This is a genomic window from Haloarcula halophila (genome assembly GCF_029278565.1).
Lineage (GTDB): Archaea > Halobacteriota > Halobacteria > Halobacteriales > Haloarculaceae > Haloarcula > Haloarcula halophila.
The window spans coordinates 2,354,783-2,370,321 of sequence record NZ_CP119559.1 but is presented as its reverse complement, the minus strand read 5'-3'; the positions used below and the strand labels follow the sequence as shown (position 1 = coordinate 2,370,321).

General features: G+C 55.9%; 14 protein-coding genes. 6 read left to right on the top strand and 8 right to left on the bottom strand.

The features are described from left to right. Positions 1-71: 71 nt before the first annotated feature. From P0204_RS12480 to P0204_RS12465, 4 genes are read right to left on the bottom strand one after another with little or no spacing between them, the layout of a single operon-like run. Positions 72-1,004, bottom strand: coding sequence for a glycosyltransferase (locus P0204_RS12480; protein ID WP_276179677.1), 933 nt, complete (start codon positions 1,002-1,004; stop codon positions 72-74). Continuing rightward, entirely contained in the window at positions 1,001-1,882 is an 882-nt protein-coding gene (locus P0204_RS12475) for a glycosyltransferase family 2 protein (RefSeq protein WP_379801830.1), read from the bottom strand. The genes P0204_RS12480 and P0204_RS12475 overlap by 4 nt, the downstream gene beginning before the upstream one ends. Continuing rightward, entirely contained in the window at positions 1,879-4,107 is a 2,229-nt protein-coding gene (locus P0204_RS12470; protein WP_276179673.1) for a glycosyltransferase family 39 protein, read from the bottom strand. The genes P0204_RS12475 and P0204_RS12470 overlap by 4 nt, the downstream gene beginning before the upstream one ends. A 15-nt stretch (positions 4,108-4,122) precedes the next feature. Further along, a complete protein-coding gene (locus tag P0204_RS12465) occupies positions 4,123-5,109 on the bottom strand; it encodes a glycosyltransferase family 2 protein (protein ID WP_276179671.1) in 987 nt (328 codons plus the stop codon). 62 nt (positions 5,110-5,171) lie between these two features. Here P0204_RS12465 and P0204_RS21255 point away from each other — a divergent pair, with 62 nt between their 5' ends. The 3 genes from P0204_RS21255 (at position 5,172) to P0204_RS12455 (ending at position 7,623) form a co-directional block, all read left to right on the top strand. Beyond that, positions 5,172-5,708: an OB-like fold-containing membrane protein gene (locus P0204_RS21255; protein WP_465260844.1), complete on the top strand. Its 537-nt coding sequence runs from the start codon at positions 5,172-5,174 to the stop codon at positions 5,706-5,708. Further along, entirely contained in the window at positions 5,701-6,192 is a 492-nt protein-coding gene (locus P0204_RS12460) for a metal-dependent hydrolase (protein WP_276179669.1), read from the top strand. Before P0204_RS21255 ends, P0204_RS12460 begins: the two co-directional genes overlap by 8 nt. 252 nt (positions 6,193-6,444) lie before the next feature. Further along, positions 6,445-7,623 carry a glycosyltransferase family 2 protein gene (locus P0204_RS12455; protein ID WP_276179667.1) on the top strand — a complete coding sequence of 393 codons (1,179 nt, stop codon included), beginning with the start codon at positions 6,445-6,447 and terminating at the stop codon, positions 7,621-7,623. A 1-nt stretch (position 7,624) separates the two neighbouring features. Here P0204_RS12455 and P0204_RS12450 read toward each other — a convergent pair whose 3' ends face one another. Beyond that, positions 7,625-8,752 (bottom strand): glycosyltransferase family 4 protein, encoded by a 1,128-nt coding sequence (locus P0204_RS12450; protein WP_276223272.1) that lies wholly within the window; start codon positions 8,750-8,752, stop codon positions 7,625-7,627. A 97-nt stretch (positions 8,753-8,849) separates the two neighbouring features. Here P0204_RS12450 and P0204_RS12445 point away from each other — a divergent pair, with 97 nt between their 5' ends. Further along, a complete protein-coding gene (locus P0204_RS12445; protein WP_276179665.1) occupies positions 8,850-10,034 on the top strand; it encodes a glycosyltransferase family 4 protein in 1,185 nt (394 codons plus the stop codon). A 43-nt stretch (positions 10,035-10,077) separates the two neighbouring features. Then, positions 10,078-11,118 carry a glycosyltransferase family 4 protein gene (locus P0204_RS12440; RefSeq protein WP_276179663.1) on the top strand — a complete coding sequence of 347 codons (1,041 nt, stop codon included), beginning with the start codon at positions 10,078-10,080 and terminating at the stop codon, positions 11,116-11,118. A 4-nt stretch (positions 11,119-11,122) separates the two neighbouring features. Here the strand turns inward: P0204_RS12440 and P0204_RS12435 are convergent, their stop codons facing one another. Both P0204_RS12435 and P0204_RS12430 read right to left on the bottom strand, forming a co-directional pair. Then, entirely contained in the window at positions 11,123-11,431 is a 309-nt protein-coding gene (locus tag P0204_RS12435) for a hypothetical protein (RefSeq protein WP_276179661.1), read from the bottom strand. Positions 11,432-11,472: 41 nt separating this feature from the next. Beyond that, complete coding sequence (locus P0204_RS12430; protein ID WP_276179659.1) at positions 11,473-13,896, bottom strand: STT3 domain-containing protein; 2,424 nt, start codon at positions 13,894-13,896, stop codon at positions 11,473-11,475. 119 nt (positions 13,897-14,015) lie between these two features. Between P0204_RS12430 and aglF the strand changes: the two genes are divergently transcribed. Continuing rightward, positions 14,016-14,771, top strand: a complete 756-nt coding sequence (aglF, locus tag P0204_RS12425; RefSeq protein ID WP_276179657.1) for a UTP--glucose-1-phosphate uridylyltransferase AglF — start codon at positions 14,016-14,018, stop codon at positions 14,769-14,771. Between the two features lie 154 nt (positions 14,772-14,925). On the opposite strand, the gene P0204_RS12420 is transcribed toward aglF, so the two are convergent. Then, positions 14,926-15,336 (bottom strand): winged helix-turn-helix domain-containing protein, encoded by a 411-nt coding sequence (locus tag P0204_RS12420; RefSeq protein WP_276179655.1) that lies wholly within the window; start codon positions 15,334-15,336, stop codon positions 14,926-14,928. Positions 15,337-15,539: the final 203 nt, after the last annotated feature.

Genomic DNA, 15,539 nt, shown 5'->3' with positions numbered 1-15,539 from the left:
AGCAATCGACAGCAAGACGCCAGCTGAGGTCATTCAGAACTTGACAGTGTTTCTGTCAAAAAATCATTGCTTTACTGAAATATAGGAAACTCTGATATGTGATCTGTGGCTTTGCGCTTCTCCAGAATATGGGGTAATTTGTGAATGAACGATAGGATAGAAACTATATGGTTAATAAGTATCCAAATATCGCCTTCAGATACAGAATCTCTCATTGAAAAATATAATGATGAAAGAAAGAATAGTACAGAGACCTTAAATAACCGGAGAGTAGGAAGGTTCTTACAAAATATATATTGTCTAGAGTAATAGTAGGACCTATATCGACGAGCTAGATTTTCCGACATATCTCCAATATGGATCGCCTCTGTAGTAGAAATAATGTAATTTTTTTGCCCTCGTGAATAACTTCGAATGGAAATATCAAAGTCATCAAGATTGAACTTTGCAAATTCATCGAAACCACCTAATTCATCCCAGAACTTCTTAGATGTAAATAGGGTTGCACCCGTCACAAATGGAGCTTCTACCATCTCACAACTAGTTTCTAATTTGTTTTTCGAATAATTAGTAGTTGTGCCAAATTTGGTGAAGCAACCTCCAAGGTACTGATTTGTCTCTCTATCGTAAGTTTTTGGAGTTAATAATCCTGATTTTGGTTCTTTATTATAGTTATGAACTAGTTTTGTTAATACATCCCCATCAACGATAACATCATCATCTAGTAATAGAATATACTTGCCTGTTGCCAAGTTTCCACCCAGATTTTTTCCAGCAGAATATCCAATATTTGTTTTATTTTTAACAATATTATAACGGCAATCAGATTTGGTCAGGATCTGTTTACAAATGTCCGTAGTTCTATCTGATGAATTATTATCAACTATAATCACTTCAAGATCTATATTGTCAATAGATAATACACTGTTGAGTGTTTTATCAACTTTATTTTCACTATTCCAACAGAGAATAACAACTGAGACAAGAGGGTCTGGGTCACTCATCTGTTATTTTTTTTTCTTTCTTGGTTTAAGACAAATAAAACTGTTTTTATCAATATCGGAGGAAAAAATCTGATAGATTTGAAGAATAGTTTGCTTGCTGTACACTGCTCTTCAGCTAGATAGTATTTTTTTCCAACTGTATAGTAGTGTCTTGACTTAGTAGTTCTATCCGTGTCGACTAGAAGTTCAGAATGTTTGATCATTAGCATTCTATGTCCAATGAGGACATCAGATTGATTCTCTGAGATCCGATTGCTATTCTCTGCATGATATATAACCAAAGGCTCATTTATACATTTCCACTTGTATTCAGTGGCAACTCTAATCCATAGGTCCCAGTCTTGGCAGCTTGGAAGTTCGGTATCAAAATTTCCAACATCTTCAAACACTTCTGCCTTAATCAGTGCCACTGACGTTGTTCCTATGCAATTATATGCTAATAGATCACGCACTTGAACCTCCTGTTTTTGTTTAGACGATTCTAGTTTCCCACTTTCTCTCTTCGTTTTATAACCGCAGTAAATTGCTAAGCACTCTGTTGAGATAGCGGTTTTAATTTGTTTTTCCAACTTTTGTTCGCACCACTCATCATCATCATCAAGAAAAGCGATGTATTCACCTCCGGCATGTTTTATTCCACAATTTCTAGCGGCAGAGGCACCTTGGTTACTATTATGATTTATTATCTTATCAACAAAAGGGGGCAAGTTAGATCGTTTTAGTTTGTCCTCCGGGTAATCATTTACAACAATCAATTGGATGTTATTGTATGTTTGCTTTTCAACGCTCTCAATTGCTCTCTCCAATTTTTTAGGCCGATTATACGTGGGTATCACTACCGATATTTTCGGACTATTACTAAACGATTTACAGCTCATTTTGTGATTTTATATAATCGCCAAGCGCCGATTTTTTTCTCGAGTTCAAGATGCTGATCTACCATAGTTTTGTTTATACCAGTCTCTTGTCTGTCTGCAGTCCTTTGCCCAGTCTGTGATAATATCAGATCTTCACGTGTGGTTTGTGTTCCCGGTGTACGGTCCATTAAATCCATGAAGACTTGAAGATTTGGTTCACCATGGGAAAGGTAATAATACATATCCAATTTGTGGAATTCCTTACCCAGATTATCACGAGCGCCAGTCGGGCTTATTTCGTTTCCATAACCTATTGGGAATGAAATATCAGCGTAGAGTATCATAATCTTCGCTCTGAAATGAGTTCGGAGTAATCTTCGTTCATTATCCTGAAGATTTGTATCGATATATGTGGCCATCTCAGCTGTACCCTGAAACTCATTGTCAAGTTTATCGGTCGTGTTCGTAGCGGATATTGGAACAATAATCAGAGTCGAAATAACCAGCAGAATTAGGACTACCATCTTATTAATATCACCTTTCCTATTGTGGGTATAGCGCATAAGAGTATCAAACGAGTAAGCGACAGTGAGGATAGCCATGTAAACAAAAATCATCTTATAGTATTCATGAAAATAGATCACCTTGGATGCAACGACCAAATAAACGAAACATGCTACTAATATCCCGATTAGATATTCGCTCTTTTTGCCGAATATTATAGATAGTATAATCCCCACGGGGAAGAATAAGAATGCGAAATCTGGCATTAGCAAACCAGTATCGTCTATAATTTCCTGATACATTGGCAGATGAAATAATAGTTTTGGCGTTGTCAGGAATCCGCTGGCGAATTTTGATATCAATGGGTAAGTTAAGATCAGTGCTATACCAGGAATTGAACATACCAAAGCAAAAGTCTGTTGAGGGGAAAGTCCATCCTCCCAGGTTTCTACAAAATGTCTATACTTTTTGAACGAATAATATTGGAAAATAATTACTAACGCAGGGGTCGATACTAACAAGTAATCGGTTGGAAAACTGGTTGATGGTATCCTTGCAATAAATAATTCTTGTACAATCATTAGGAGGCCTATCGCTGAGCTCAGTTCTAAAAGTTCAGATATCTTATATTTTTTTGTGATTAGTATGAGTGTGGCTATAACAACCGGCGAAATCAGTATGAATGAATATTTAGATAGTACAGAGAGGCCACACGCAACATAACATAATTGGTGACGATCGACACTGTAAAAATACATCGATATTAGAAGGAAAAAGAAGGCAGGCAAGTCCAGAACGGTTACATATGTGATTAGGTTAAATAGCTGATTTACAGCTAACAATAGCGTTGCCAAAGCAGCTGTCCAGATCCCCAGTACCTTTCTAACAAACAAATAGTTTATTAAGAGGGCTACTAAGCCCCATACTGTCAGCATACCTCTAACCACAATTTCAAGCCCTACAGCGTCTCTGTACACCATTAGACCGGCTAGCATCCAGGTCAATAATGGGAAATGGCCAAAAGTGTCAAAGCTTTGTTGTGATATGCTACTTTCTGATGCCTGAATATATGCTAAGTTTCGATTTAGGAACGGGTCACCAGCTCGAAACATGTTCACAGCGTTCGGAACATATGTGACATATTTATCACTGTGAACAACTCCCCCGAACGTCTTTGATATGAGAGGTATGCGAATACTTAAGTAAATGAGCATAATTGCCATCACTGTGATTGCAGGGTAGACAACGAAATTCCTCAATGATCTCTCTTTATTTTCATAATCATTACTATTTAATGTGATCCCAGATTCTATCGCTTCATCCAATCGGGATCTTATATGTCCTATTTCGTTTAGAGTTTTTTCCTGGCCATTAATAATCAACATATATGGGAGGGAGAATACTAACAGTAATTCTTCCCACTTTGGTACAAAAATCGACTTGCTAATTATGGGAAAAATACCTACCGTGTTTAATAAGGTCCCAAGGAGTGAAATATAAAATAGACTGGATAACACTCGCTTCCCGACTGAGGTAGCGTTCGACTGAACATAAGTTGTGAGTAGAACGATGATAATAAACAATACACTATTCCTCAAAATAAACCCCACCCATCCGGGGGCTGGATTATTAAATAAGGCATATAAAATGGAGAATAGAATCAATAGCACAGAACTTACTGCATAGATTTTCTCGTTGTTCATCGTATTAGGAATCCGGTTTATGTTTGGTTTTTCGTTCATTTTACAACTTTGTCCTTATTTCAATATTTTGTCAATTCGATAAGGTTCTTCGTCTTTCGCATGTTGATATCCCTTAATTCCGATGTCTGCAAGAATTCCCGATATAAAAAATTGAACACCAATCATAATCATGAATACCGCAAACAATGGTAGCGCCGTTTCCGAAAGATTAGCATCTGAGAGTATTTTCAACCAAACAGAATAAACTCCACTGAGCATCCCAATACCAACTGAAAGTACCCCAAGCCCTCCAAAGATGTGTAGCGGTCGTCCGGAGAACTTCTGCCAGAACCAGACGTTCACAAGGTCAAGAAATCCTTTCGGTAACCGCTGCCACGAGTATTTTGTCTCACCGTTCTTCCGCGGCCGATGATTTACTTCCACCTCAGCGATCTGATAGCCACGCCAACTCAACAGCGCCGGTATGTATCGATGCATCTCGCCGTCAAGGTGGATATCCTTCGCAGCGGGTCGACGAAGCGCTTTCAGCGTACAGCCGTAGTCATGCAGATCCGTACCGAGGAACGCTTTACGAAGCCCGGAGGCAAGCCGGGAGGAGACACGCTTCATCAACGGATCGTCTCGCTGTTTACGCCAGCCCGAGACACAGTCATATCCCTCTTCGAGTTTCTCAACCAATTTTGGGATATCCGCAGGGTCGTTCTGCCCGTCCGAGTCCATCGGGACGACAACCTCGCCAGAGGCATAGTCCAGTCCTGCGTCGAGAGCTGCACTCTGACCGAAGTTGCCACGGAATCTGATGATTTTGAACCGCGGTTCGTCGTCGTGAATCCGCTTGAGCTCCTCGAAACTCCGATCTGTCGAGCCGTCATCGACGAACAGGACTTCCCAGTGGTCATACGCCCTGTCGAGGACTATCGATAATTCATCGGCGAGGGGCCGGAGGTTCTCTTGCTCATTGTACACCGGTAAAACGACAGATAACTCTAGTTGTTGAATTGGGGGGTCGGACTGAATGCCTGAGGCAAACGGAGCGATCACGCTATGGGTAGATACGTAACTTATAACTTATATCTGCTGGTATATACAGGTGGTGAGACGACCTGAAAAATCGAAGTCCGTCCGGGAGGTCTGAGAACCGGGGTCGTCGAGTAGCCGCGGCGATATTCCTGCTTAGCACCATTTTTGTTTGCCTCATCTGGTTTGGTGGCGCCCCGATAGAACCCAGTGCCGGCGTCTTTCCTGGGGACACAGAAAGTGTCCAGGATTACGAGGAGCATCTCGATAGCCGAGTCGTTATCTCCGGTCCTGTCGTCGAAACCGAACCACTCACAGTACGGGTGAGCACTGAAAGCGGCGAAATGATGGACATCCAAGTTACCAGTGTTAGGAGAACCCTCGCCGAGGGTGACGTGCTCTCCGTATACGGCACGCTGCACCCAGGCCAACGTATCGAAGCCATCGAGACGGTCCGAAAGCCCGCGGGGGGCTACTGGCGAACGCGGGCGCTCTCACTACTTGCGGGCCTGTGGGTCCTGTGTCGGGGTCTCAGACACTGGCGGCCAGATATCCGTACCATGCTAATCCAGCGGCGGGACTCACCGCTCTCGCTGTCTGATTCGGAGGATACCGATGCCTGATCTCCTTACACACGTCCTACTCGCCTACGGCGTCACGACCGCGCTGAGCTACCGGTATACCTGGATCGTCCCCGCTTATGTGACCCTCGCCATGGTGGGTACGCTTGTCCCGGACCTCGACCACGTCTCCACACTGATCCCGAGCCAGACCGTCGAAACTGCTCTCGGCGTCCCCTTCGACTGGGGCGGCCTCCAGACGGGTGGCGTCGTCCTTCTCATACTGCTCATCGGAACGGTGCTGGTCGAACGGGGCAAACGACGGCGCGCCTTCGTGATGCTCACGGTGGGTGCGGCTGCGCATCTGTTCACCGACGCACTCATTCGTGTCCCCGAGGGACGCTCACAGTCGGTGTTCTTTCCGGTGACGATGTACCAGCCGCCGACACCCGGACTGTACCTGAGTACGGACCTGTGGCCGCTCGTCGCCAGTGCCCTCTTCGCGCTTTTCGCGTGGTATGTCGTACGCCGACGTGCCGACGACTGAACGGCCGGTGTTTCGTGGGGAGAGTCAGTCGCCGCTGCTTATACCGACTTCTCAATCAACGAGGGCGGGACTGAAACGGGCGACGAAAGCACACGAACGAAGCGAGTGCGCACAGCGAGCCCCCCGACCCGGGCCTGTCGGGGTTTTCTGGCTGTTCTCATTCTTTTTCATTTAGTCAGAATATCGCCCGAATCTCCAACGGTGGTATCAGAACGCCTATACCCCGAAGCACCAATACATTGGACCACCCGGATGGCGACAGACACGCCGACGGCCGCGCCCACCGACAGCGAAGAGACCCCAACCCTCAGCGTCGTCCTTCCGACGATGAACGAGGAGGCGGGTATCGAGGAATGTCTGGATGCCATCGAAGACGCCGTCGCCGAACTGGGCGTCACCGCCGAGGTGATCGTCAGCGACAGCTCGACCGACGGTACACCCGAAATCGCCCGCGATCACGGCGCCATCGTCGTTGAACCCGACCGGCAGGGATACGGCTACGCCTACCGCTACGCTTTTGAGCGAGCACGCGGCGAGTACGTCGTCATGGGTGATGCTGACACCACCTACGACTTCCGAGAGCTCCCGAAACTATTCGAGCGAGCCAGCGAAGGTGCTGACCTCGTCTTGGGCAGTCGTTTCGCCGGCGACATCAAAACGGGTTCAATGCCCCGACTCCACCAGTACGTCGGTAACCCGGCACTGACGGCGTTCCTCAATCGATTCTACGGTGCTGGCGTCACTGACGCTCACAGCGGCTTTCGCGTGATCCGACGCGATGTCCTCGAAGAACTAGCATTGGAAACGGACGGCATGGAGTTCGCCAGCGAGATGATCATGGCCGCCAGCGCCCAAGGCTACGACATCGCGGAGGTCCCGATCACCTATCACGAGCGGGTCGGCGAGGCGACGCTGGACAGTTTCCGTGACGGCTGGGAACACCTCCGGTTCATGCTCGTCAACGCGCCGGGCTATCTCTTCTCGGTTCCCGGCGCAGTATTGGCGGCGGTCGGAATCGCCGTCATGCTCTTAGCGTTCGGCAACGCGACGTTCATCGGCATTGCTGCCGGGCCGATCATCTTCGGAACGCGGTCGATGGTCGCGGGCAGCCTGTTGACCATCGCTGGCTACCAAGTGGCGAGCCTGGGTGTGTTCGCGACGATGACGACCGACCCGATCCGACGGCCGGCCGACCCGCCCACAGAGTGGGTCCTGAAACATCTCAGGCTGGAACGGGGGCTAGCTGCAGGGTTGGCTCTCGTCGGTACGGGTACCGCGTACGCCGGAGCGATCGTTCTGCAGTGGCTCACTGACGGTTACGGAGCACTGCCGGCACTGACCCACGACATTCTCGCCTTCACGATCATCGTCCTGGGCATCCAGACGGTGTTCGGTTCCTTCTTCCTCGGATCGGTCCGGGACGAACAGTAAGTCAGTCCTGTCGGCCACAGACACGTTCGTAGACCGATTCGGCCTCGTCAGTGATCTGTTCCCAGTCGAAGGTCCTGGCACGCGCCTGTGGCGGCGTCTCGGGCTGCTGGCCGGCGAGCGCACGGTCGACTCCGTCGGCGAGTGAGTCGGTATCCGGTTCGACGAGAAAACCCGCACCGTCAACGACCTCGGCAGCGGCGGAGTTGGGGTGATCGGTCGCAACGACGGTACAGCCGGCGGCCATCGCTTCGACGAGCGTGATGCCGAAGCCTTCACGCGTCGAGGCAGTCACGAACACGTCGGCCGCCCGGAGCTGTGCGAGCACGTCGTCGTACTCCTCCAGAAACCCGGGGAATGTGACGCTGTCGGCCACACCGAGCGAGGCGGCGAGCGCTTCCAACCGGTCGCGTTCGGGGCCGTCGCCGACGATTCCGACTGTCGGCTCGCAGTCGAGTTGAGCGACCGCCCGCAGGAGCCGATCGACGTGCTTGGCCTCGACGAGTCGGCCGACAAACAGCGCGTCGAACCCCTCAGACACGGGCTCGATCGAGTTTATTCGGGTGGCGTCGACGCCGTTATGGACGACATCGACGGCGCTGCGCTCAGGCCCGAGACCGGCCAATCGGTCGGCAGTGACACTCGAGACCGCGACGGGGTGTTGTGGGACAGCGGCGGCCGCACGCTCGATCGCCATTCCACCCGGCCCGAGCGCGCCGAGGTACTCCCACCAGTACTCGCGCCAGACTTCGTGCCACGTCGTCACGAGCGGAACGTCCGTTCGCCAGGTGGCTGCCGCCGCCGCGAGCACCGGAAAGTAGGGGAACACCGACGCGTCGACGAGGTCGTGTTCGTCCAAGTGGGCCGCGAGCGGACGGTAGAGCCGCACCGCGAACTCGATTGCCTCGGTGATCGATCGCCGATCGTCGGCGTAGATATCGCGCTCGTCGGCGACCGCGCGCAACTGGAGCCCATCGTGTTCCATCTCCGCTGGGCCGTCCCAGAAATGCCGGCCGTACACCGTCACCGTGTGGCCTCGCTCGGCGAGTCGAGTCCCGATCTCGTAGATCCGTTTCTCGGCACCGCCGGTAACGAACGGGTAGACGACGTTCGAGACGAACGCGATGTTCATCGGTGGCCCATCGGCTGCGGACGACCGATCGAGAGGCGCTGCCAGCGACGGTATCTCATCGACGTGTCCGGTGGGTTCGTCCACAGAGTATAAATCAGTGACTGCAAAAGTCCCGACAGTCGAGTCAATGCACGTCCTCCAGACCCCGGTTCGGTTCGCGCCCGATATCGGCGGTGTGGAGTCGTATGTGCAGGATGTCTCGTCAGCTCTCGTCGAACGCGGGCACGAGGTCACTGTCGTCTGTGCGAACACCCGCGGCTACGAGCGCGTCGAACGCATCGACGGGATCACCGTCCGACGGCTGTCGAGCCCGTTCAGTATCGCGAATACGAACGTCACGCCGGCGTTACCGGTCGCGTTGGGCCGTCTGGCCCGTGAGGTAGACGTCATCCACACGCACCTCCCGACGCCGTGGTGTGCCGACATCAGCGCCGTCGTCGGGGCGCTCACCGGGACGCCGACGGTGCTGACCTACCACAACGACATCGTCGGGGACGGCCTGGCGAGCTACGTCGCGGAGGCGTACAACGCGACCGCGCTCCGGGCCACGCTCTCGCTGGTCGATCACGTACTCGTTACACGCGAGGCGTACCTCGACGAATCCGATCACCTTTCGGCCGCTCGGGAGGTCGATGTCGTCCGCAACGGCGTCGACACCAGCCAGTTCGCGCCCGTCGAGGTCGACGCCGGCGAGCGCAAGCGTCTCGGGTTCGCGACGGATCGGCCAAACGTCTTCTTCCTCTCGGTGCTCGACGCCTATCACGAGTACAAGGGCTTGGACGTACTGCTGGCTGCCGTCGAGCGACTCACCGAGTCCGGGACACCGCCACACCTCCTCGTCGGCGGCGATGGTCCGCTCCGCAAGCGATACGAGCGACAGGTCCGCGAGCGTGGTCTCGACGAACACGTCACGTTCGCCGGTCGCATTCCCGACGCCGATCTGGGTCCGACCTACAGCGCGGCAGACGCGTTCGTCCTCCCGTCGACCAGTACCGACCAGGAAGGGTTCGGCCTTGTCGCACTGGAAGCGCTGGCCTGTGGGACGCCCGTCGTCACGACCGACATCGTCGGCGTCGCCGAGGCAATCGAACGGGAAAGAGCGGGTATCGTCGTCGAGAAAGCTGATTCCACGGCACTGGCCGACGGGATCAGCACGCTACTGGCCGACGCGCCCGCTGACCAGGGCCATCGCGGGCGTCGGCTCTGTGAACGCGAGTACAGTTGGGCCGAGAGCGTCGATCAGTTGGTCGAGCTATATCGCGAAGTGGGGGCCGACAGGTGAGACGACGCCAGCCCGATGCGTTCCGAACGGAGGCCACCTGACCGTGCGCATCCTCGTCCTCACTCGCGAGTTCCCGCCCCACGTCGTCGGCGGAATGGCCTACCACCTCGGATACCTCTACTCGGAGATGGCCCAACGTGGTCACGAGGTGACCGTCCTGGCCGGCGTCTGCGAGCAGGCGCGTGAAGCCGCCGGCGACCTCGTCGACGACGCGATCAGCGTCCAACCGGTCCGGTACGGGAGCTTCCACGGGCATCACCTCCGCTATCCGCTGGCGCTGTGGCGACGGCTCAGGTCGGTCGATCTCTCGCGTTTCGACGTCGCGATAGCTCACACGCAACTCCCCTACGACCTTCCGTTGCCGACGATCACCAAGTACCACGACTGCCCGCGGGCCGAGCGACCGTTCTTCCGACGGGAGTTCTCGCTGTCGGTGAAACTCGCCGACTCGCTGTTGGACCCGACGCGGCGCGTCGTCGAACGGCGGTCGCTGACCCGCACCGACCACGCGATATTCAACAGCGAACGCTGTCGGCAGGCGTGGGCCGACCACTACACGTTCGAGACGCCGTCAACGGTGATCCACAACGGCGTCGACCGATCCATGTTCTACCCGCGAAATCCACAACGAGATGATCAATACGTCCTGTTCGTCGGCGACTCCGAGCGCAAGGGGCTCTCGGCTGTCCGGTCCTACGCTAGAATCGGATCACTCCCGGTCGTTCTCGTCGGCGATACCGAGGTTCCCGAACCGAACGTCGAGACGCTCGGACGCGTCTCACAGGAGCGACTGGCCTCGCTGTACAGCGACGCCGTCGCGACCATCCACCCGGCGAAGTTCGAGGCGTTCGGGAACGTGGTGCTGGAGTCCCTTTCGTGTGGAACACCCGTCGTAACGACGGCGGACTGTGGGGCCAGCGAACTGCTGACGCCGGCGACAGGCGTCGTCACCGACGACGTGGCCGCAGGTGTCGAGACCGCCCGTGACCTCGACAGCGAGGCCTGTGTGGCACTCGCGAGCGACCACACCTGGAAGCGGGTCGCCACGGAGACGCTCGAACGCACGAGATCGGTCCTCGACTGAAGAGTCACTCCTCCGTGTGCTCGTCGACCTGCTCACGTAGCGTCTCCAGTTCCCCGTCGACCGGCACTGTCGCTCCCTCGATCTCCTCCGGCGCGACCACCTGGATCGTCGCCTCCTCGTCGGCGTCGTCAGTCGACGTCCCCAGATTCGAGAGCAGCGACCACGTCAGCGCACCCGCCAGCAGTGAAACGACGGCGTAGGCAGCCAGCACCGCCTCCGGGCCGTAGACATCTCTGAGTGTCGGCAGCGCGAGTACGACGAAGACGACGACGGAGACGCTCACACCGTAGCCCAGCGCGCGTCGGCGGTCCATACCCGCGTTTCTCGTCCCGGGAGGTTCAGTGTACCGGCGGCTCAGCCGTTTTCGGTGACGTTCCCGCCATCGAGGACCGCCGACTCCGGAACGGTGACTTCGTTCCCGCCGACGCTGTAGGTCCCCGGATACGGCGTCGTGAACGTATATCGACCGTCCTCGCCGACATCGGCCTGTTGTGTGTAGGTCACTTCCTCGCCTGTCGGCGGAAGCATCACCGTCGTCTCGGCGGTGATCGTCGTCCCGGCCTCGGCGGTCCCGGTCACCGTCGCCCCCGGAACGACAGCGAAAGCCACGAGTTGCCCGCTCTCGTGTTCGTATATCGCGCGGTAGTGTTCCAGCGCGGGGCTCGATTCGGTCGCGCTGCCGTAGTCGGCCAGCAACTGGCTGTGGACGGACTCCTCCGGGGCTGGCGTCTCCGCCCTGACGACCACGAAGCCGACGTCATCCCCCGCGAACTGGTCGTACCAGCCGCTGGCGTCCGAGGATCCGATGAACCCGCCGTAGTTGTTCTGGGCGTATTCGTAGGACTCGGTCTCCCCGTTGACGAGGTAGTTGTCCGCTCGGTTGTTCCCCCAGCGGCTGATGACGTAGTTCTCGGGGTAGCCCATGTCGTGTTCGTCGGCGTACGCGTCGACAGCTATCCCTGTCTCGTAGGCGGCGTCGGTGACCGAGATCTGCTGTGTCTTCACGACTGTCTGGACCCCGCCGAGGGAACCGATGAGCAAGAAGAGGACGGCGAACTGGGCAACGGTTCGGCCATCAACTGCGTCAAGCCCGGGCAACGACGTAGTACCGCCGTCAGCCCGCGAGCGTGGGTCCGTCTCCCCTGTACCGAGATTCAGCGGCCGGGCCATATCGACCCAAACCGCGACGTGGAGGAAGCCGATCCCGGCGAAGACAGCAGTGAAGAGCGACAGTTCCCCGCTAAAGCGGTTCTGGACGATCGCCAACAGGAAGAACCACCAGGCGTACGCCGAGACGGCCAGCCAGTCGGGCCGACCGCGCTGGCCGCCCTGTACCCAGGCCGCCCACGCCATGTACGGCAGCGCCAGGAAGAGCACGAACCCGAACAGGAAGATGGGTGCGATTGTCGCACCGAGGTTCCCGCTGAACAGCGACTGAGTCTCGGCGATACCGCTCCCGCCGTAGGTCTGGAAGTAGCTGATGGCCTCGGTCGCCGCATCGGCGATCGGTGGAAACACAGCGGGGAGGACCACGAGGGCAGCGAGAACACCCGCAGCCTCGCCGGCAAGCGTCGTCCAGGCCGGGACGTCAAAGCGGCCCACGAGCGCTGCGAAGCCGACGACACCGACCGCCCCGACAAAGAGCAACAGCGGCGCGAACGCCCGGGCCGGTTGGAACCAGTCGAACGCCAGGTGCGGGACCAACGACAGCACCGCACCGACGCCAGTCAACGCGAGTAGCAGCGCGTTGGTCGCGAATGGGTCCACGTCGTCCCGGACATCGACGTAGGTCCGGGCGACGACGTAGAGTGCAATGGGCAAGACGAGCAGCGGACCACCACGCCAAGCGGCAGTCTGTGCCGCGATCCCGGCCCCACCGACGCCGACGGCGAGCCAACCAGTAGGCGAGACACCGAGTCGATCGTCCGTTCGGCTGACCCGTTCGGTCGCGACAACGGCCACCGCGAGGGCAGTGACCCCAAGCACGAGGTAGTCGAACGCGTGGTGATCGCCGAATCCAAGCGCAGTGCGGTACGCGTGAGCGGGCGTTATCGCCAACAGGAGGACCGCTGCAAGCCCACAGCGGATATCGTCGGTCAGCCGCACCGTCAGCAGATACACACAGATCGCGCAGCCGAGGGCGGCCAGGACCGGGTACCACGCGACGACGGTCCCCACCGCGCTCTCGCCGCCCAGCAACGCTGCCACCCACCACAAGACGACGATCAGCAGCGTATCGTGGGTTCGAACCTCGAACTGGAGGAAATCAATGTCCAACTGTCCGAGCGCGCTCGGGCTGAACGCCGCGGGGCCGCTCGTCGTCAGCTGTTCGACGATGTGATGGTACATGTAGGGATCGTTACCGGCCAGGACGATCCCCGTCGGACGGAAGACGGCCGGGGCCATCAGGAGGATACGAACCAACGCAAGCGCCAACAGCGCCGCGCCGAGCGCGAGCGTTCGTCGACGGTTCGGGAACGAAACGGACTCTAAGGACGACTGAACGCTGACCGACGCAGGGGCGTCGTCGCTGTCGTCGCCGGACGGCGGCTCGATAGCCGCCCGGATCGCCGCACGATCGCTGAGCCGGTAGCCATCGTCGGTCTCCTCGACTAAGCCGGAACCCACGATTTCGCCGAACGCACCCGAATCGACGGCGACCTCATCGAACGCCCAGACGCCGTCCCCGTCGCGTTCGAGCAGCGTTTCGATGTCGTCCCGGAGGGCGGGCTTGCGTTCGATCAGGGCCTCGGTCGCGTCCCGAACCTGGTCGTCCATCTGTCAGTGCCCGGCCGTACAGCACGGTAGCCTAATAGCTGTGCGGTTTGGGTGCTCGTTCCGGCTCTGGACCGTTCAAAGCAATAAAGGTTTTACCGGTCACCACAGCAGAGTATTGTATGAAAGCTGTTGTACTCGCCGCCGGTGAGGGCACCCGACTCCGCCCCCTCACCGAAGACAAGCCCAAGGGCATGGTCGAAGTCGCCGGGAAACCCATCCTCGCCCACTGTTTCGAGAAACTCATCGAACTCGGTGCCGACGAACTACTCGTCGTCGTCGGCTACAAGAAGCAGGTCATCATCAACCACTTCGAAGACGAGTTCGAAGGCGTCCCGATCACCTACACCCACCAGCGCGAACAGAAGGGGCTGGCCCACGCCCTCCTCACTGTCGAGGACGAGATCAGCGAGGACTTCATGCTGATGCTGGGGGACAACATCTTCGAGGCGAACCTCGCGGACGTCGTCAACCGACAGCGCGAGGACCGCGCCGACGCGGCCTTCCTCGTCGAGGAAGTCCCCTGGGAGAAGGCATCCCGGTACGGCGTCTGTGACACTAACAAGTACGGCGAAATCACCGAGGTCGTCGAGAAGCCCGAGGACCCGCCGTCGAACCTCGTCATGACCGGCTTCTACACGTTCACGCCAGCCATCTTCCACGCCTGTCATCTCGTCCAGCCTTCGAATCGCGGCGAGTACGAGATCAGCGACGCCGTCGACCTCTTGCTTCACTCGGGCCGGACCATCGACGCCATCCGCATGGACGGCTGGCGAAACGACATCGGCTACCCCGAGGACCGCGACCAGGCCGAGGAACGCCTCCAGGGCGAGGTCGATCCGGAACTGGCTGCGAAGAACCTCGCTGCGAGCGAGTAGGACGATCGGATCGGTAGTTCAGCCGTCGAGAACCTCGTTCAGTCCCAGAAACGGTTCGTCGGGAAGAGTCGTGTCCGTCTACACGACCGAGATCCTCGTCCGACAACAACGCTGAATTCACGTCTCGGCTATGGGCATATCCAATCCGCTGTTTTCACTCCGCCGAGCTGTCGTACATACGGTCGAACTCTCGCTCACCGCGGATCAGCTCGTCGACACCGTCAGTTAGCGTGACCTCTCCGAACACAGTCGCTCGATAGTAGGTGTGCAACCCTTCCTGTCCACACCCCGTACGCTGACGTTTCTCAATCAATCCGACGGCGACGAGTTTGTTCAGATGGTAGTGGAGCGTACTGTCGTCGATTTTCATAGTGTCTTCGAGTTCACTGGGGCTCATCTCGCCACTGTGAACGAGGCGATAGAGAATCTCGTATCGAGTGCGGTGGCCGACAGCAGCGTGCATGGCGAGATATTCGTCCAGTGAGAGGACGCTATCCGCTGGCAGGAGATCGGCTGGGTCGGACGGCATCTCCCGCTCAGAAGGATCTGGTTGATCTGTCGGCATTCGATATTAACGTCGGCCGTGCGGATACTTAGTCGGTTCCGAGCCAGGAATTCTCGAAAACTCGGTGCTTTATAAATACCATGAGTAGTGCCTCGTTATGTCGGATATCGCGTGCGAGGTGGTCGACACGCTCTGACGATTCGCAGGCGGCATCATGTACCGGAAACCCACGCTCGTTTGGGTAGCTGCAACGGGCAGTTCAA

Excerpts from the sequence above, each read along its gene's own strand:
- P0204_RS12480 (WP_276179677.1), bottom strand. The coding sequence starts at position 1,004 with ATGAGTGACCCAGACCCTCTTGTCTCAGTTGTTATTCTCTGTTGGAAT.
- P0204_RS12435 (WP_276179661.1), bottom strand. The coding sequence starts at position 11,431 with ATGGACCGCCGACGCGCGCTGGGCTACGGTGTGAGCGTCTCCGTCGTC.
- P0204_RS12420 (WP_276179655.1), bottom strand. The coding sequence starts at position 15,336 with ATGCCGACAGATCAACCAGATCCTTCTGAGCGGGAGATGCCGTCCGAC.
- aglF (WP_276179657.1), top strand. The coding sequence starts at position 14,016 with ATGAAAGCTGTTGTACTCGCCGCCGGTGAGGGCACCCGACTCCGCCCC.
- P0204_RS12475 (WP_379801830.1), bottom strand. The coding sequence starts at position 1,882 with ATGAGCTGTAAATCGTTTAGTAATAGTCCGAAAATATCGGTAGTGATA.
- P0204_RS12455 (WP_276179667.1), top strand. The coding sequence starts at position 6,445 with ATGGCGACAGACACGCCGACGGCCGCGCCCACCGACAGCGAAGAGACC.
- P0204_RS12450 (WP_276223272.1), bottom strand. The coding sequence starts at position 8,752 with ATGAACATCGCGTTCGTCTCGAACGTCGTCTACCCGTTCGTTACCGGC.
- P0204_RS12460 (WP_276179669.1), top strand. The coding sequence starts at position 5,701 with ATGCCTGATCTCCTTACACACGTCCTACTCGCCTACGGCGTCACGACC.
- P0204_RS12430 (WP_276179659.1), bottom strand. The coding sequence starts at position 13,896 with ATGGACGACCAGGTTCGGGACGCGACCGAGGCCCTGATCGAACGCAAG.
- P0204_RS12470 (WP_276179673.1), bottom strand. The coding sequence starts at position 4,107 with ATGAACGAAAAACCAAACATAAACCGGATTCCTAATACGATGAACAAC.